Origin of the sequence: Paracoccus tegillarcae (assembly GCF_002847305.1) — a bacterium.
GTDB lineage: Bacteria > Pseudomonadota > Alphaproteobacteria > Rhodobacterales > Rhodobacteraceae > Paracoccus > Paracoccus tegillarcae.
The window spans coordinates 2786169-2804782 of the sequence record NZ_CP025408.1 but is presented as its reverse complement, the minus strand read 5'-3'; the positions used below and the strand labels follow the sequence as shown (position 1 = coordinate 2804782).

Here is an 18614-nt window from a genome sequence, read left to right as displayed (position 1 = left end):
GTCAACCGCGTCCAAGCGCACGCTTCAGCATCTGGCCGCCATGCCCCTTGGGCGTGTCGTGATCGCGGCGTTGCACCAGACAACGCAGCCGCCACAAACCGTCACCCGTTAGCCAGGCCAGCGTGGCCAGAAACGCCCCGGCCCGACCGTGATGTTTTTGAAAATAATGCTGTCGGGACGCGTACCAGTATTCGGGCACCGTTGCCCAGGTCTTTGCACCGGTGCTGGCCGAACCGATATGCGTCACCAGACTGTCCCAGACGTAATGCGTCTGCCAGCCGGCCTGACCCGCCCGCCTGCACAGATCCGTTTCCTCGAAATACAGAAAGAAGGTCTCATCAAAGAGACCGATCTCGTCCAGCACCTCGCGCCGGATCATCATGCTGGCACCAGCAGACCAATCGACGGCACGCGAGGCATCGGGCTGCGGGATGGTGACGACCTTGCCGCGAAACATCCGCGTGATCGGGCCAGACCGCGCAGCACCCTCGAACTCAGCGCCAGCCGATGGAAAGCGAAAAGCCGTATCATGCGGCACGTCATCGTCGCCGCGCAGCCGCGAACAGGCAATCCCGCATTCAGGATGGGCCGCAAGATAGTCGATCAGGACGCGTATCGCGTCGGTGCGAGGAAAGGCATCCGAATTCAGCAGATAGACCAGATCGGCCTGACGACCATCTGGCAGGCCCGCGCGAATGCCCACATTGTTGCCGGCACCAAAACCGCCATTGCGACCGCTATCGACCAGCGCCACGCGGTTGCCGTCCAGCCACCCCCGAGCCTTGCCCTCGTCCTGCAAGCGCTGCAGCGATCCGTCCTCTGATCCGTTCTCGACGATGGTGATCCCGCCGTCGATTCCCTCCATCGCGCCAAGGGCCGCCTCGACACAACGCAGGGTCATATCGGGCGTGCGATAGTTCAGGATGATGACATGCAACAGCGCCATTTTTTGGATCCTATTCCGCGGCTTCGGCCTGACGGCCACCGGGGCTGTCATGGCGTCGCAGGATGTCGCAGAGCAGCGTCCCTAGCCTGCGGACATTTGGTTCAAGCACCATCGAGTCGTGATCGCCCGGCACCTCGATCACCTGCAGCTTGGGCATCCAGCGCCCCCAGCCATTGTCGGGGATCAGATACTCGCGCCCTGCGGTCACCCACTGGCCGCCCGAAACCCTGTAGCGGTGATCCAGCGGCGGGTGGAACAGCGTCACAGGCCCATCCCATTCCGACATCGCCATCTTGGGCAGTGCACCGCGGAAAGCGGCCTCGATGGCGTGATCCTGAAAGCCTTCGGCGGCCTCTGCCTCTTGTCCGGCATCGCGTTCCTTGCGGCGTTTCTGCAGTTCATAGCGCAGCTTGTTGCGGGCCCAATCGGTCCAGAAGGTCAGCCCTTGCTCGCGCATTTCCTGCGCACGGATCAGCACCTTGTCGCGGCGGCTCAGCGCCGCGCGCATCGGCAAAGGCGTATCCAGCATGACCAGCATGGCCACCTCTTCGCCCACCTCGCGCAATTGCCGCGCCATCTCCAGCGCGATCAAGCCGCCGCCTGAGAATCCGCCCAGCAGATACGGCCCCTCGGGCTGCACCTGACGCAGTTCGGCCAGATAATCGCGCGCGGCTTCGGCAAAGCTTTCATGTGGCTTGTCTTCGCCAAACAGACCCCGCGCCTGCAAGCCGAAAAAGCGGCGATCCTGTCCGACGCGCTGTGCCAGCTGATGCAGGTTCATCACATTGCCGAACATCCCGGCGACGATGAAGAACGGCGTGCCACCCTCGCGCCCGCCCATATCGACGATATAGCGCCGCGACGGCCCGGTCTGCGCCGGTGCCGCACCGTCCACGCCCGCCGTCACAGGCGTGCCTGCACGCGGACCAACCCGCGCCTCGATCAGCGCCGCCAGCTTGGCCACATTCGGTGCCTCGAACAGCGCCGAGATGGGCAGATCTACGCCAAACACCTTGCGCACCTGACCGAACATCCGCACGGCGACCAGCGAATGGCCGCCCAGATCGAAAAAGCTGTCCTCTGCACCGATCTGACGAACGCCCAGGAGGTCGGCCCAGATCGAGGCAAGCTCGCTTTCCGTGCCGGCAGCCGGCGCGACGAATTCGCCGTCCAGATCGGGACGCTCAAAGCCCTGATCGCCGGTCACCGCCGGGGTCGAGGGCGCGGCTGCCTCTGCCACCAGCGCGGGCAAATCCAGCGAAGAGACATAGACCTGCGCCACACCCGTCGCCATTGCACGACGCATCGCCTGCGGACCAAAGGCCGCCGGAATGCCCTGCGACACATTGTGACGCAGCCGCTTTTCGCCCGGTGTCTCGGCCCCGCGTGATGGTTTTGCAGAGGGCTGCGTGGTCAAACCCGCCTGCATCCGACGCAGGGTGAAACCCGTGACCTCGGCGCAGACGGTACCGTCGGGTCTCGCCAGCGTCACATCGAAACGCGCCGTCCCCTCAGCCGCGCTGCCAGCCGCCAACCGAACATGGCTGATCAGATCTGCACCCAATGGCGCGTAAAGCGTCAGACGCTCATAGCCCGTTGGCACCCAAAGATGCGCCCCCGACCAACCGGGGATCAGGCCCATGGCCCAACCCGTCGCGATGTCCAGCAGCGCAGGATGCATCTGATGGTCCGATGCCTCGGCCGCATGATCAGCCGGCAGGCGCAATTCGGCCCAGCCTTCCGCACCGTGCAGGCGCGTGGCGCGCAGAACCTTCCAGCGCGGGCCGAAGTTCATCACAGTTTCCTGCGCAGATTCCAACGCCGGGCCATCGGCTGCAGCCTGTTCTTGCCAGTCGGTCGGAACCTCAAGCCGGCGATCAGAGGCCGCGCCAGCTTCGCCCATCGCGCTGGCATAGGCATCGCCGCTGTCAGGATCGACGATGGTGATGCGCGATGCGCCTTCGACGGTCTCGATCTGAACCGAAACGGCGGTCGGCTCACCATCTTCGACATAAAGCGGGCGCAAGAACAGCACATCACTTAGCCGCAGCGGCAAGGGCGTGCCGGTTGCAACCAGAGCCTGCGCGAAGAGTTCCAGATTGCCAGTGCCCGGCATCAGCGCCTGTCCTTGCGCGGTGCGGTGCCCGCCGATGACCCAATCATTCGTCGTCAGCAGGCGCTGGAATTCGCGCATTCCGCCGCCGCCATCCGCCTCGCGGCCCAGCAGCGGTGCCGCCTCACCCGCATTCTTCTGTTCCGAGGCAATAGACGGCGCGGCCACTTCGGTCTGCATCGCGCGCGCGGCCATGCCGGTATCGGACCAAACACCCCAATTGACCGCCACCACCCGGCCAAGCGCGGGCGGCGCGCTGCGGGCCACGGCGTTCAGATATTCATTGGCCGCGACATAATCGACCTGCCCTGCCGGCGCGGTCGCCGTGCTGGTCGAGGCGAACAGCACCGTCTGCCGAGGCGGCGCATCGGCCAGCGCCTCGATCAGCGCCTTGGTGCCGTGAACCTTCGGGGCAAGCACATCCCAAGCCTCGCCATCGGCTTTGCCCGCCATCAGCGCGTCGTTGATGATACCGGCGGCATGTATAACCGTGTCCAGTCCGCCGAAATGATCGCGCAAGGTAGCAACTGCCTGCGCCATATCCTCGGGGCTAGTCACATCGCCCTGCACGGCGATGACATCGGCGCCAGCGGCGCGCAATTCCTCGACAAAGCCCGCCATCCGGCGCGCTCGTGCAGAAAAGGGAATCGTGCCGTCTGCGGGCAGTGCCTCACGCGATAGCAGCGCAATCCGGGCAGCGCCCGCCGCCGCCAGATCGCGTGCAACCGCCTGACCAATGCCGCCGAAGCCACCGGTGATAAAGGTCACCCCGAAGGTCACATCCTCGGTCGGCGTCAGAGCCTGGGGCGTCAGACGCTGGACCAGCCTGCGCCCATCTCGCCAGGCCACGGTTTCGCCAACGGCTTCGCCGGGTGTGCCCAGCAATTCCAGGACCATCTGCGCGGCCAGCCGATCCAGCCCGGCGCGATCAACGCGCGAGCCAAAGGGCAGAAACCCGCGAGCGGGCTGCGGCAAACGCAGATCAACCAACCGCGTCGACAGCGCCGGGTATTCCCGCGGCATCACCTTGAGCGGCCCCTGAATGGTGGCCTTGTCGGGCGCCTGCGCGTCCTCATCGGCAACGCGCAAAGCGTCGTTTGAAAATGCGGTCAGCGTGACCGGTTGATCCGCCAGTTCATCACCAAGCGCCTGCGCCAGATGCAGCAGGCTGAAGAACCCACGGTTCATTCTGTCCTGAAACTCGCTGAACCCGGCCCGCGCCTCTTGGCCGGTTGTCACCGACCAGAAATGGCCAATCAGGTCTATCTGTGCGCCGTCCTCGGCCAGCCCGGCCAACAGCAATTCGTAACCGTCGCGCTGTTCCTCGGGTGGCAGGCGATAGTCGCCCTTGCCGACGCGCTCGAACCGGTCGCCCGCGCGCACGGTCGCGACACGGTGGCCCAGATCGCGCAACCGGCTGATCACGCGATCGGCCAGACCGGCATCATCGGCGAATATCAGCAGGTCTTTTGGTGCGTCGCCACGCGGGTTGCCGGCATGGTCCAGTTCCAGATCCGGCGCAGAGAGACGCCAGCTTGGCCGCCAGCCCCAATCTGTCGGGTCCTCGATCCGCGACAGGGCGGTCTGCGCGGGTTGCGTGCCGGCCGTCGGCTCGACAAAGTACCTCTTGCGCTGGAACGCATAGCCGGGCAGCGAAACAAGGCGACGCCGCGCATCGCCCCAGATCTGCGGCCAGTCGATCTGACCGCCCGCCGCCCAGACCCGAGCCAGCGCGGTCATGAAATACAGATCGTCCGCGACCTCGTGCTTGGGGTGGCGCAGGCTGGAAATCACCTGCTGCGCCTTGACCCCGGCATTGGCCTGCGCCAGTCCGGACATGGCCCGCCCCGGCCCGACCTCCAGAAAGATGCGCGCGTCGTCTTGCGCCAGGGCCTCGATCCCCGCCGCGAAATCGACCGTGCCACGCAGATGGCTGACCCAGTATTCCGGATCGCAGGCATCCGCATCGGGCAGCGGTTCGCCATCGCGATTCGAGATGATCGGGATCTGCGGCGGCGTCAGCGGGATAGACTGCAGATAGGCGCGAAAATCGGACAGGATCGGGTCGAGCATCCGCGAATGCGCGGCAATGCTGATCGGGATGACCTGAACCTCGACCTCTTGCCCGCGAAGCTGCGCGGCAAAGTCGTCCAGCGCCGCCTTGGGCCCTGACACGACGCACAGATCGGTCGCGTTGATCGCGCCCAGATCAAGCTCATCGGGCAGAATCGCCTGCAATTGCTGGGCAGGCATCGGCACCGACAGCATTCCGCCTTCGGGCACCGTATCAAACAGCCGCCCGCGCAGATGCACCAGACCGATGCAATCCTCGAACCGCATCACCCCCGCGATGGCGGCGGCGGTGTTTTCGCCCATGCTGTGCCCGATCAGCGCGGCGGGCTGGACACCCCAGGACATCCACAGCTGCGCCAGCGCATATTCGGTGATCATCAGCAGCGGCAATTGAACCGAAGGCTGCAGCAACCGCCGATCCGCCGCGACGGCGTCACCATCAGAGGCCAGCCAGATATCGCGGATCGCGTGATCCGAAATCGTCGCCAGATGATCCAACCCGCGATCCATCCAGTCCTGGAAAACCGGCTCTGTCTGGTAAAGATCACGCGCCATCAGCGCATATTGAGAGCCACCGCCGGGCAGCATGAAGACAACCTCGGGCGCGTGGCCAAGCGGCTGGTGATCAAAGACGCGATGGGGGTCGCCGCCATCCAGAAGCGCCGCGGCCTCGGCCGCATCGCGCGCCACCAGCACCCTGCGACGATCAAAGGCACGGCGGCCATTGATCAGCGTATGGCTAATATCTGCGATGTCAGCCTCGGGGTTCTGACGCAGCCAGGCCGCCAGTTGCGCGGCGTTCCCGTCGACTGCCCCCTTGCTGCGGCCCGAGACGGCGAAAATCTGAAACGGCCAATCGGATTCCTCGGACGCCGCCGCCTGAGGTGCCTGCTCCAGCACCACATGCGCATTTGTGCCGCCGACGCCCAGAGAGTTCACGCCCGCCCGGCGCGGCCCCGACGATTCCCACTGGATGAGTCTATCGGCGACTTGAAACGGTCCGCCGTCAAAATCGATGGCGGGGTTCGGCGCCTGAAAGCCCAGAGTCGGAGGGATCACCCCCTCTTCCAAGGCGCGCACTGCCTTGATCACGCTGGCCGCGCCAGCAGCCGTATCCAGATGTCCGATATTCGTCTTGACCGAGCCGACATAGCAGGGCCCGTCGCGTTCGCCGCCTGCCTCAACCCGACCAAAAGCCTGGTTCAGCGCCGCGATCTCGATCGGATCGCCAAGCGCGGTGCCGGTGCCGTGGCATTCGATGTAACCCACCTGCTCTGGCCCGACGCCCGACATGACCAAGGCCTCGGCCACCGCCTGCGCCTGCCCCTCGACGCTGGGCGCGAGATAGCCGGCCTTTGATGCGCCGTCATTGTTGATCGCGCTGCCCCGGATCACGGCGCGGATATTGTCGCCATCGGCCAGCGCGTCGGACAATCTGCGCAAGACCAGCACGGCCGAGCCGCTGCCAAAGACGGTCCCCGCCGCGCGATGGTCAAAGGCGTGGCAATGGCCGTCAGGCGACAGGATTTCATTCTCTTTGTACAGATATCCGCGCCCATGCGGCATCTCGATGGTGACGCCGCCGGCCAGCGCCATGTCACATTCGCCCGAAGACAGCGAATGGCAGGCAGCATGAACCGCAACCAAAGAGGTCGAGCAGGCCGTCTGGATGTTCACACTGGGGCCGGTCAGGTCAAAGATATGGCTGACGCGGGTCGACAGGAAATCCTTGTCATTCCCGGTATGGCGCAACAGAAAATGCCCGACATTTTCGACAAGCTCGCGATTTGCGCACACATTGAAGTAAAAATAACTTCCCATGCCGCAGCCCGCATAGACGCCGATGGGCGCGTCAAAGCGATCTGGCATATGGCCGGCATCTTCCAACCCGTGCCAGCAGGTCTCAAGGAATTTGCGGTGCTGCGGGTCCATGATGGCCGCATCCTTGGGGCTCAGCCCAAAGAACTCGGCATCGAATTCGTCGAACTGGCCAAGAATTGCCGCTGCAGGCACGTAATTCGGATCGGACAGCGCCGCGGGCGATTCACCGCGCGAAAGCAGATCCTCTCGGCTGACAGGCTGGATCGATTCCACACCTTCGCAGAGGTTGCGCCAGTACTCCGCGACATCGCTGGCACCCGGCAGTTGGGCCGCCATGCCGATGATCGCGATGTCATTGGGTCCGTATTGAGGATCGCGGTTATCGTTCATTCCATTCCCATATCGTCGTCATTGCGCCGGCAAGAGCAACTTTTACATCGCATGACCTGTTCATCTATAGGCGACACGTCAAATTACAATATTCATCAAAGAGCGTGCCTTATGCCAGTTTTTTCCGGCGTTTCCTCCTGACGCTTCTTCCAGCGACCGCGTGCATCACGAATATAGCGCAAACGGCAGGCATGCCCCAGCACCGTGCCAGTCACCAGCCAGGTCAGCGGCGTCAACGTCGCGTTCGGGATCAACTCGAACAGATTGATTGCCAGCAACAAAGTCACGGTGGCGACCATCAAGACCGCCGGCCGGTCATGTCGTAGCAGAAGTTCGTAGCGCCGTCGCCAAATGATGAAAACGGGCGTCGCCAGCGCCCCGAACATTGCCAAATACCCGAAAATCCCGCGTGTTCCGAACGTTATCACCCAATAGCCATCAGCAATGGCAAGTGTCCGGCCGGTCTCCGGATTCACCGGAAAGTTCCTCCCCCAAGGCCCCCAACCGAATAGCGGCTGCAGCATCGCGCGCTCTAGCAGGACGAATTCGTTGTCGAAGCGAAAGGCCAGTGATCCAGCACGTTCAGGCTGCGATTCCTCGATAAACGCGACGATTTCGTCGGTTGGCAACACGTTGAATAGCCGCAGCACCGGATATGAGACCATGATCAATGTCAGTATCATGCTGAATGTCAGCACTGTTCTCGGCGCAGCGAAAAGGATCAGCGGCGCGGCCATCAGCGACATCAGGATCGCCGTCATTGTCTTGCAGAGCACCAACACCGCCGCGAGATACAACAAGAGGAAAATCATCCGCGGCCCGGCGCCATAGGCCCGCGCCAGACACAAGGCGGCCAGAAAACCGGTTGTGGCGAATGAGGCGACCCAGATCGGGTGATTCATGAAGACGATCGGGCGGTAGCCATTGTAACGAAATGTCTGGGCGAAATCATGCTGGAAATACCCATAGATCCAGGTGTTCAGCTGTGGGCTCAGCCGCACCTCCATCAGCATCGGCAGCGAATAGATCAGGAAGGCGATCATGAACGCCCGAAGCAGTTTTCTGGTCTGAGAAGGCGTTGACAGCAGCTTGAAGGCGACGAAAAATGGGATCAATTCGACATATTGCAGCAGCAAATTACCTATGATCTGAGTGGTATCGACCCCAGGTTTATAGCTGACACCTTCGACAAGTGGCGAGCCGTTGCTGATTCCCGTCAGGATTATCGAGAGAAACATCATCGATATCATCAACACCATCGATCTGGGGATGACTGGTGCGAGATCCGCCTCCATCGGATCGCGCTCGCCCGACTTCTTTCCCATGCCCAACCACAGCATCAGCATCGCTGACATGGACATGATCTCATTTTTCCCCAGCCCGGGCAAAGTGGGCAAGTCAATCGCGATGTTCGGGGGCAAAAACATATATCCAGCCAACATCGACCAGATGAAGGCGCTGGTTCGCTCCATCCGCGCAAACATGATGGCCGTGATAATCGGCCAGATCAAAAGCATTATCGCGGCGACGGGATACGGAGGCATTTACTAACCGATTGAAAAGAGGTCACTGAACACTCTGGCGAGGCCAGCGTGACGACCATACAAGTAATAACGATCAACTCCAACGGTCAGGTTGCTCACATGCTATTCAACTTTCCAGACGGCCAAGCGGTTCAGGTCAACTGCCCGGATCAGGAACAGTTGCTTGAAAGAGTCGATGAACTTTTGGCTGAGGGCAAGGGGTTTGCGCTGGCCACGTTGAATGTCGACCATCTCGAACGGCTGGCCAAGGATGAGGCATTCCGCCGTGCCTATGCAGCACATGATCTGGTTGTCGCGGATGGGAACCCCGTCGTCTGGCTGTCGCGCCTGGCAGATCGGCCCGTCAGTCTGGTTCCGGGTTCGAATCTGGTGCGCCCGCTGACCCGGTTGGCGGCACGTCACGGCGCGCCGATTGCACTGCTTGGCGGCGACGACGCATCGATGCAGTTGGCGGCCCAACGATTGACGGCCGACTATACAGGTCTGCAGGTGGCATTGATCGCGGTACCCGGGTTTCCCTTCGACCCCGACGGCGCCGAAGCCGATGCGTTGATTCAGCAGATCCGACAGTCAGGCACACGCCTTTGCCTGCTGGGCCTGGGCGCCCCCCGGCAAGAGCGCTTTGCCATTCGTGCACGTGACGCGTTGCCAGGTGTTGGATTTGTCTCGATCGGCGCAGGGATTGATTTCATCTCTGGCCAACAGCAGCGCGCGCCGATGGCCGTCAGACGCGTCAAGATGGAGTGGCTGTGGCGCATGCTGTCCAATCCAAAGCGATTGGCCGGGCGATATGCCCGCGGTTTCATGATCCTGCCCGGGCATGTCAGGCGTGCCCTTGCCCAACGGCGTCAGGACTAAAGGACCGGACCGCCCAAGCTGCCCGTGTCGCTAGCACCAACGCTGTGCCGCAAGACAGAAGTCGCGCCTGCTGACCACCGCAAGCGGCGCTGTCTGATCTGCTGAAATCTGGAATGGTCGGGGCGAGAGGATTCGAACCTCCGACCTACGGTACCCAAAACCGTCGCGCTACCAGGCTGCGCTACGCCCCGAACTGGCGCCTTCTAGCGCGCCATTGCGCGGGGGGAAAGAGCTTAGTCACACGAAATCGCGGCTTTGTCGTCATCCAGTAGTGGATGGGCCATCGCCTGCCCCGCCTCTATGCCCAGTTCGCGTGCCTCACCGCCGCCGACCTCCAGCACCATCAGCCGCAAAGGGTCAGGATCGCCGATGGCCGCGCCCGGAATTGGGGTCTCATCCAGTGGGCGCGCGTTCTCGTGGATGTGGCGCACGGTTCCGGTCGCATCCATGAAAATCAGATCCAGCGGGATCAGCGTGTTGCGCATCCAGAAACTGACGGGCTGCGGCTTTTCGTAGACGAACAGCATCCCATGCCCTTCGTCCAGTTCGCGCCGAAACATCAGCCCCTGCGCGCGCTCTTGCGGATCATCGGCCAGTTCGACTGTCACCGACAACCAGCCCCCGTCCGTTTGAAAGATGGTCTGGTTCATGTCGCAGGCAGGCTGCTGCTGGTCGGCCGCAGCCGAGCCCACACCGGTCGTCGCGATCAACAGGATCAACGCGCCCGATCGCATCTGCCTCAGCAAGCCCATCGTCTCAGCCGAACGCGGCGTGCGACCCGGCCTCGGCACCAGCGTCCTGCGCTGTCGAGGCCTCACCATCCGCATCCAGGCCCGCATCTGTCGGCCCGTCGAACTGCCGGCCCAACACCTCGTCCCAGCCTGCAACCTGCGCGGCCATCAGACCGCGCGGGCCCTCGACCACGCGCAAGGCCACGCCTTCGCCGACGGTCAGATCCGCCAGTCCTGAATGGCGCAGCACCTCTATATGCAGAAAGACATCATCACCGCGCCCGAAGATATTGGCAAAGCCAAAGCCCTTCGCCTTGTCGAACCACTTTACGCGCGCTGGCTGCAGCGGCAGCGATTGAAGATCGTCGATGACCGATTGCGGCAGATCCGCGATCGGCGGAAGTCCCTGATTTTCGGGCGGACTGACCTCCAGCACTTCGACGGCTTGCAGACCACGCGTTGTCGTCAGTACCCGAACGGTCACCTGTGAATTATCCGCAACCGAGCCTTGCCCGAAGTTACGTAGCACATTGGCGTGCAGCAGTATGTCCGGGCCGCCTTCATCATTGTAGATGAAGCCATAGCCTTTGGTAGGGTCGAACCACTTGATCAGACCCGTTACCGTTCTTTCGTCAGGGTTGTCCCTGGTCATTCTGCGATACACTTTCTGTCGCTTGGTTCACTCGATCTTATGAAACTACTCCTCCCGAGGGCTATCATCAACCATGCTGGGACAGCGTGCCGCAGGGTAAAAGCGACTGCTTTCCTAGCCTTTTCGGCAGGTTGACCGATCATACCCAGAAAGTGAACCATTTCGTCAGCTTTATGGGGCTAAACGCCGTATCTGCCAAGTTCTTTTCTTGTCATCATACAGCCAATTAAACCGATCATGCAGCCGGAAGGCGCCATCTGCCCAAAATTCGAGCTGCACGGGCCGGATCCGATAGCCGCCCCAGAAAGGCGGCCGAGACGGGCTCAGTCCCTGCTTCACCCCTTGCCGCGCCACCTCGGCCAACAGCACCTCACGTCCCGAAATCGCCCGCGATTGCGGTGACGACCAGGCACCGATGCGACTTTGCAACGGACGGCTGGCATAATACGCATCCGCCTGACGGCCTTCTTCACGTGTCACCACCCCACGCACCCGGATCTGACGCCGCAAAGATTTCCAGTGCAGCACCAGTGCCGCCTTGCCAGTCAGATCAAGCTGCTGCCCCTTTGCGCTTTCGTAATTCGTATAGAAAACAAACGACTGCGCCTCTATTTCTTTCAGCAATACCATGCGGACATCAGGCATCCCCTCGCCATCCACGGTCGCCAGCGCCATGGCGTTGGGATCATTCGGCTCGGTTTCGGTCGCTTCGCCCAGCCAACGCCGGGCAATGACAAAGGGATCTTCTCCCGCAAAGATACCGTCTCGTGCTGTCATCACCGTCCCCTTAAGCTTGATGCCCACCGACCTTTGGCCTAATCAAATCCCAAAAGGTTGAAAAAGCGAGGGTGATCTCATGTCAAGCGAGCAGAAATCCGGGCTCATGGCTGGCAAGCGCGGGCTTATCATGGGGCTGGCGAATGACAAGTCGATCGCATGGGGCATCGCGCAGGCGGTCGCCGCCCAAGGTGCGGAACTGGCGTTTTCCTATCAGGGCGAGGCGCTGAAAAAGCGCGTCGGACCGCTGGCCGAGCAGGTCGGATCGTCGCTGATCCTGCCTTGCGATGTCGGTGATGGCGCCTCGATTGACGACCTGTTTGCCAAGCTCAAGGACGAGTGGGGCCAACTGGATTTCGTCGTCCACGCCATCGGCTTTTCCGACAAGGAACAGCTGCGCGGCCGATACGTCGATACCACCCGCGACAACTTCGCCATGACGATGGACATCTCGGTCTTTTCCTTCACCGCCATCTGCCAGCGCGCCGCCGCGATGATGCCCGACGGTGGCAGTCTGCTGACCCTGACCTATTACGGGGCCGAACGCGTGATGCCGCATTACAACGTGATGGGCGTGGCCAAAGCGGCCCTCGAGGCATCTGTGCGCTATCTGGCCGAGGATCTTGGCAAGGACGGCATCCGCGTGAACGCGATCAGTGCCGGTCCGATCAAGACCCTGGCCGCCAGCGGGATCGGCGATTTCCGCTATATCATGAAGTGGAACGAGCTGAACTCGCCGTTGCGCCGCAACGTGACGCAGGCCGACGTGGGCAAATCGGCGCTGTATCTGCTGTCGGATCTGGGGTCCGGCGTAACGGGCGAGACGCATCATGTCGATGCCGGCTATCATGTCGTCGGCATGAAGGCCGTGGACGCCCCCGATATCGCGACGGTCACCAAAGGCTGAGCGCGCGCCAAGCGGTGCCGCCCAGTGGATATTTGGATGAAGAAGAAGACTGTGGTCTTTGCCTTTGCGGCGGCAACGCTATGATGGCGCCGAATTCTGGATCAACCGGATTTCAACAGGGCCAATCGTCCTGTTGGGCAGATCCCTGATCTTGCGGCACTGAAGGAGAGATATGATGGACCGTCTGCCCCATGAGAAAGGCTTTCACGTCAGCTGGGATCAGCTGCACCGCGATGCGCGGGCACTGTCATGGCGACTGGACGGCACCGACTGGCGCGCCGTTGTCGCAGTTACCCGCGGCGGCATGGCACCCGCGATGATCGTGGCCCGCGAGTTGGACATCCGCACCATCGATACGATTTCCATCCGTTCCTACAAGGGCGTCGGCACAGAGGCTGGTCAGGGCCAGCTGGAGGTGCTGAAAAAGCCTGACGACACGCTGATGGGCGACGGGGATGGCATTCTGGTCGTCGATGATCTGGTCGATTCTGGCCGCACCCTGGAACTGATCCGCGAGATGTATCCCAAGGCGCATTTCGCCACCGTCTATGCCAAGCCCAAGGGCCGGCCCATGGTGCAGACCTTCGTGACCGAGGTATCGCAGGATACCTGGATCTTCTTCCCGTGGGATATGGCGCTGCAATATGTGCAGCCGTATCGCGGCGAGGATTGAGCGGGTCTCTCAGCGGTAATCTGCGCAAACGCTGGCCCTGTCGCTGAAATGGCTCTGCCAGATCAAAGAATGTCCCGCCGCACGACACGCGCCGGACAGTCGCCTGACATCACAATTGCGGATATCTGATCGCGCATGTCCATCCGCGCGGCAGTTTGTCGCGCCCAGCCTCACCCTCATCTTCCGGGGCGCGTCAGGCAGTCAGGCGGCGACGTCGCTGTTGACCAGCGGCGTTTCATTCTTTTGGTGCCTGAGGATCAGTTGCGCAGCCTTTCGGCCGGAAGGCGTGGTGCGTGCGAGATTGGGTATGAAATCCGGGTCCAGCAAATCCGGAAAGAGGGTGGTCACCTCTTCCCATGCGGCATCGCCGATGTTCTTGCGTGTAATCGGCCCCGGAAACAGCGTTTCGCAGGCCAGATTGTTCGCCGTGACGATTTCATGCCCATCCACAAGGATGTGAAAATAGGCAAGCTCAGCAACATCCGTCGCTACCTCGACATTCTCTAGCGCTGTCAGGTGCTTGGCGGCGACCAGAACTTCATCTGACCCGAACATGCGCCGGGCGATCTTGCTGTTCACTAGAACGCGGTGCTGCGGGCTGACAAGAAGATCGCGATCGGGATTGTTCTTGCCCAACGCCCCTGCCCCGATACGGATCGGAAACAGCCCGGGATTGGCTTTCAGAGTCGCTGCGTCCAGGTTTTTGCGGCCGATCCAGCGGATCGGCATAAGCCCCTGATCCTTCGTGGCAACCAGATCGCCGACGTTCAACTGTTCGACAGGTCGCGGGCCAAGTTCCGTCTCGATCTGTGATCCGTTTGCAAAGCAAATGATTTCAACATCTTCCGAGAACACCTCACTGTCGAAATTGCTCGCCAACATCACCTGCGTCAGGTCGGCGGTCCCGCCCCCGTAGCCGACGTAATTGCCAAGCGTGATGCGCGCAATGGCAACGCCGCCGCCCTCCGTCACGGCATTTATGTTGGCGACCAGGTCATCCCCGAACAAGATCGTCTGATAGAAATCCGTGCCTCCGGGGCCGACGGCAGTCACCAGATTGACTGCACCGGTGATTACTGTTCCGTCGCTTAACTGGATCTGGGTGCCGCCATAACGGGCAATCTCGGTTATGCGCAGCCACGGCTCGTCCGTCAGGTCCCCATCTGCATTGCGGTCGATACGAATGCCTTCGCCCAGCTCGAGATACACATCATCATTGGGGTGGTTTTCAGCGTATAATGTCGAGGCATTTCCGCGATAGCTGTCCGACGTGTTGCTCGCATCCATGCCACCGACATCTGAGGGCGCGGGATCGGTCCAGGCTTGCCCCGTGGTCAGGGTGGAATTCGAGCTGTTGAGAACCGTTCCTGCCGCCGATGATCCGGAAAGCGTCGTCTCGCCAAGATACAATGTCGATGGCTGGATGAGGGTATTGGGCATGATCTGATACCAAACTTGTTAAATTGTCGTGCGCAGCACCCTGAATTATAAACCATGTGGTGTGCATTTTAAACAAAAGATAAATATGCCGAGGCCTCCGACAGCGGATTTCACGGTCGGACCTTACATCGTTCTGTCTATTTCCAGGTGCTGCCGAGCCGGCCTGACCCGACAGCCAAGCTGACGGATCAGCCGTTCCCTCGCACAAAGCGCGCCGCATCCTCGGCAGCCCGCTGCAAGGCCCGGCTTTTGTTCACGGTTTCCATGAATTCGGCCTCGGGGTCGCTGTCATAGACCACGCCGCCGCCGGCCTGGATGTACAGCGTCTGGCCTTTGATCACGCCGGTGCGCAAGGCGATGCACATGTCCATCTCGCCATTTGCAGCAAAATAACCCACGCCGCCGGCATAGACACCGCGCTTTTCGGGCTCCAGCTCGTCGATGATCTGCATGGCGCGGACCTTGGGCGCGCCGCTGACCGTGCCCGCGGGCATACCGGCCAGCAGGGCCGACAGCGCGTCCTCGCCCTCGCGCAATTCGCCGACCACGTTGGACACGATATGCATGACGTGGCTGTAACGCTCGACCTTGAATTCCTCGGTCGGGTGGACGGTGCCGATCTTGGCCACGCGACCCACATCGTTGCGGCCAAGGTCAAGCAGCATCAGGTGTTCGGCCAGTTCCTTGTGATCGCCCAGCAGATCGGCCTCCAGCTCGCGATCCTCGGCCTCATCGGCGCCGCGCGGGCGGGTGCCCGCGATGGGGCGGACAGTGACCTCGCCCTCGCGCAGGCGGACAAGGATCTCGGGACTGGCGCCGACGATCTGGAAGCCGCCAAAGTTCAGGTAGAACATGAAGGGCGACGGGTTGGTGCGGCGCAGGCTGCGATAGAGGGAAAACGGCGGCAGAGGGAAATCCATCGACCAGCGCTGCGATGGCACGACCTGAAAGATATCGCCCGCGCGGATGTAATCCTTGGCCGTCTCGACCGCGGCCAGATAATCGGCCTTGGCAAAGTTCGACACCGGCTCGCCCACCCTGGCGTCATCGCCAAGGGCGCGGCTTTGGGCGGGCTGACGATCCAGCGATCGCAGCGCCTCCATCACGCGCTCTGCGGCCTGGGCATAGGCGGCGCGGGCAGGCACATCGGCGGCGTACCATGCGGGCGCGCATAGCGTGACCTCGCCCTTCACCCCGTCCAGCACTGCCACGACCGAGGGACGCAGCATCACCGCGTCGGGCAGACCCAAGGGATCGGGGTTCACATCCGGCAGACGCTCGACCAGCCGGATCATGTCATAACCAAGATAACCGAACAGCCCGGCCGCGGCAGGCGGCACGCCGTCAGGCATGTCGATCCGGCTTTCTTCGATCAACGCACGCAGACTGTCCAGCGCCGGGCGATCCTCGGGCTGGAAGTCATCGGCATAGCGGGCGTGGCGGTTGATCCGCGCATGGCCATCACGGCAATCCCAGATCAGATCCGGTTTCATCCCGACGATGGAATAGCGCCCCCGCACCTCGCCCCCGGTCACGCTTTCCAGCATGAAGCTGTTCGGCGCGGCCTCGGCCAGTTTCAGCATCACGCTGACGGGCGTATCCAGATCGGCGGCCAGACGGATGGTCACCAACTGGTTGCGGCCCTCGGCCCAGCCCTTCTCGAAAGCGTCGAAATCGGGCGACAGGTCCATCACTGAACCATGGATTCTGCGGCAGCGATGGCCGAGGGATTAAGCTGCATCCCCTGCTTGGCCTGAACCGCGCGCACATAATAGTCGAACAGATCGTCCTGCAGCGACTGCTGCAACCGCTCGGAAACGCCGCTCGCTGCCTCGCTGGCCGCGTCTGACTGCGGGTCTGCCGCATGCACCGCATCCAGCGTCACCAGAAAGACCCGCCCTTGCGCGGTCACGGCCTGGGTGGTGCCGGGTTCGGCAATGGCAAACGCCTGGCTGATCAGTTCGACCGGCGCGCCATCAATCCAGCCGTCACGGGTCAGCCCCTCAAGCGTCCGACCTTCGGGAATTGCTGCTGCGGCCTGCTGCGCCTCGGTCTGCTCGGGTTCTTCGACCGTGGCGTCCTCTGCAGCATTCGGCGCGGGCGCCTGCGTGGCCGCAAGCGATTCCGCATCAATGGCGAATTCTTCGGCCTGCACCTGCAACATGCCGCGCGTTTCCGAGGCAATCCAGTCCTCGGCAACCTCGTCGGCAACCGTGTCGAACGGTTTCAGCGTCGGCGGCACGATCTCGTCCAGACGCAGGGCGAACACGCCGCCATCGTCCAGTTGATAAAGCTGCGGGAAATCCCCCTCGTTAACGGCGGCCGCGCGTTCACGAAATGCCTGATAGCCATCGATGCCGGTGTGCTGGGGCGCGGTCTGAGCATCAAAGTCGATCTGACCCGCCTGCATCTGGGTTTCTTCGGCCAGATCCTCCAGCGTTGCGCCAGAGGCCAGCCGGTCCTCGAAATCGCTGGTCAGTTCTTCGATCATGCGGCCTGCGCGGGCCAGCGCCGCCTCGCCGCGCAAGGCGTCCTGCGCCTGTTCGAACGAAATATCGACCGGCTCGAGGATCGCATTCATGGAAAACAATGCCGGACCCAGATTGGTCTGAAACGGCCCGACCACACCCGGCTGCTCTAGTGCGAACACAGCCTCGCCGGCCTCGCCTGCCAGCTCTGCCTGGCTCAGCTCACCCAGGTCGATGTCATCCAGCGTCAGGCCGCGTTGCAGCACCAGCGCCTCGAACGGTACATCGCCCGCGTCCAGCCCCGCCTTGGCGGCCTCGGCGGCGGGCATATCGGGCATGACAAGACGACTGATCATGCGGCGTTCAGGCTGCTGGAACTCGTCGATGCGGCGGTCATATTCGGCGCGCAATGCGTCCTCGTCCAGTTCGACCTCATCCTCCAGCATTTCCGGCGTCAGCCAGGCATAGGTGATCTTGCGCAATTCGGGCGCGGTGAAACGCTCTGCATTCGCCTGATGCCAGGCTTGCAGTGTTTCGTCATCCGGGCGGGCGACGGGTTCGGCCAGTTGATCGGCGGTCAGTTCACGCCAGGTGATATCGCGGCTTTCCAGCTGCCACTGCACCGTCTGGTCAACCATCGGCGCGGGTGCGGGCGCGCCCTCGGTCACGGCGCGTTGCAGGATCAGCCGTGCCTCGTCTTCGCGGATCTCGGCCTCGAATTCGGCCTCGTTCATCCCCTGCCGGCGCAGCATTTCGCCGTAAGCCACACGGTCGAACTGGCCGTTCGGTCCGCGAAAGCTGGGCGCAGAGGTGATCACCTCGGCCACGCGCTGATCACCGACCGACAGTCCAATGCGGCGCGCATCCTCTGACAGCGCCGCCGAGCCCAGCAATTGCGCCTGCACTTGCTGCGGCAGGCCGATGCTTTGCGCCTGTGCCATGGTAAATTGCTGGCCCGCCTGCCGGCTAAAGGCGTTCAACTGGTTTTGCAGACTGCGAGAATAATCCTCGGCGGTGATCTTGGTTTCACCAACCCGCCCGACCTCTGTCTGGCCACCGCCGAAATTGGTGACACCAAATCCGCCCAGGCCGAGGATCAGCATCCCCATCAGGATCCAGACGATGGTTGATTTGCCCTTGGTCCGCAGGTTTGCCATAGCGCGCGTCTCGTTTCTGTCGGTTCGTGATTGTTGTCCCGGCGTCTTTAGGGCCCACGTCAAC

12 protein-coding genes and 1 tRNA gene are annotated in these 18614 nt (G+C 62.2%); 3 read left to right on the top strand and 10 right to left on the bottom strand.

What is annotated here, in order from left to right:
* Position 1: 1 nt before the first annotated feature.
* From CUV01_RS13655 to CUV01_RS13645, 3 genes are all read right to left on the bottom strand, one after another.
* Entirely contained in the window at positions 2 to 946 is a 945-nt protein-coding gene (locus tag CUV01_RS13655; RefSeq protein WP_101462100.1) for a glycosyltransferase family 2 protein, read from the bottom strand.
* Between the two features lie 10 nt (positions 947 to 956).
* The gene (locus tag CUV01_RS13650) at positions 957 to 7343 is read right to left on the bottom strand and encodes a type I polyketide synthase (RefSeq protein ID WP_101460952.1); all 6387 of its coding nucleotides are present in this window, start codon (positions 7341 to 7343) and stop codon (positions 957 to 959) included.
* Positions 7344 to 7438: 95 nt separating this feature from the next.
* Positions 7439 to 8854: a hypothetical protein gene (locus CUV01_RS13645; RefSeq protein ID WP_157994866.1), complete on the bottom strand. Its 1416-nt coding sequence runs from the start codon at positions 8852 to 8854 to the stop codon at positions 7439 to 7441.
* 132 nt (positions 8855 to 8986) lie between these two features.
* On the opposite strand from CUV01_RS13645, the gene CUV01_RS13640 reads away from it, so the two are divergent.
* Positions 8987 to 9745, top strand: a complete 759-nt coding sequence (locus CUV01_RS13640) for a WecB/TagA/CpsF family glycosyltransferase (protein ID WP_101460950.1) — start codon at positions 8987 to 8989, stop codon at positions 9743 to 9745.
* A gap of 114 nt (positions 9746 to 9859) precedes the next feature.
* Here CUV01_RS13640 and CUV01_RS13635 read toward each other — a convergent pair.
* The 4 genes from CUV01_RS13635 to pdxH all read right to left on the bottom strand — a co-directional run bounded on the left by CUV01_RS13635 (position 9860) and on the right by pdxH (position 11905).
* Positions 9860 to 9936 (bottom strand) — tRNA-Pro (locus tag CUV01_RS13635).
* Between the two features lie 42 nt (positions 9937 to 9978).
* Positions 9979 to 10497: a DUF192 domain-containing protein gene (locus CUV01_RS13630; RefSeq protein ID WP_101460949.1), complete on the bottom strand. Its 519-nt coding sequence runs from the start codon at positions 10495 to 10497 to the stop codon at positions 9979 to 9981.
* 4 nt (positions 10498 to 10501) lie between these two features.
* Positions 10502 to 11128: a cold-shock protein gene (locus tag CUV01_RS13625; RefSeq protein ID WP_101460948.1), complete on the bottom strand. Its 627-nt coding sequence runs from the start codon at positions 11126 to 11128 to the stop codon at positions 10502 to 10504.
* A 171-nt stretch (positions 11129 to 11299) separates the two neighbouring features.
* A complete protein-coding gene (gene pdxH / locus CUV01_RS13620; RefSeq protein WP_101462099.1) occupies positions 11300 to 11905 on the bottom strand; it encodes a pyridoxamine 5'-phosphate oxidase in 606 nt (201 codons plus the stop codon).
* Positions 11906 to 11984: 79 nt separating this feature from the next.
* On the opposite strand from pdxH, the gene fabI reads away from it, so the two are divergent.
* Together fabI and gpt are read left to right on the top strand one after the other, a co-directional pair.
* Positions 11985 to 12812 carry an enoyl-ACP reductase FabI gene (gene fabI / locus CUV01_RS13615; protein ID WP_101460947.1) on the top strand — a complete coding sequence of 276 codons (828 nt, stop codon included), beginning with the start codon at positions 11985 to 11987 and terminating at the stop codon, positions 12810 to 12812.
* A gap of 172 nt (positions 12813 to 12984) precedes the next feature.
* A complete protein-coding gene (gpt, locus tag CUV01_RS13610) occupies positions 12985 to 13485 on the top strand; it encodes a xanthine phosphoribosyltransferase (protein WP_101460946.1) in 501 nt (166 codons plus the stop codon).
* A gap of 201 nt (positions 13486 to 13686) precedes the next feature.
* Here the strand turns inward: gpt and CUV01_RS20110 are convergent, their stop codons facing one another.
* The 3 genes from CUV01_RS20110 to CUV01_RS13595 form a co-directional block, all read right to left on the bottom strand.
* A complete protein-coding gene (locus CUV01_RS20110) occupies positions 13687 to 14925 on the bottom strand; it encodes a Hint domain-containing protein (protein WP_232962244.1) in 1239 nt (412 codons plus the stop codon).
* 188 nt (positions 14926 to 15113) lie between these two features.
* A complete protein-coding gene (gene trpE, locus CUV01_RS13600; RefSeq protein WP_101460945.1) occupies positions 15114 to 16616 on the bottom strand; it encodes an anthranilate synthase component I in 1503 nt (500 codons plus the stop codon).
* A complete protein-coding gene (locus CUV01_RS13595; protein ID WP_232962242.1) occupies positions 16616 to 18550 on the bottom strand; it encodes a peptidylprolyl isomerase in 1935 nt (644 codons plus the stop codon). The genes trpE and CUV01_RS13595 overlap by 1 nt, the downstream gene beginning before the upstream one ends.
* Positions 18551 to 18614 lie beyond the last annotated feature (64 nt).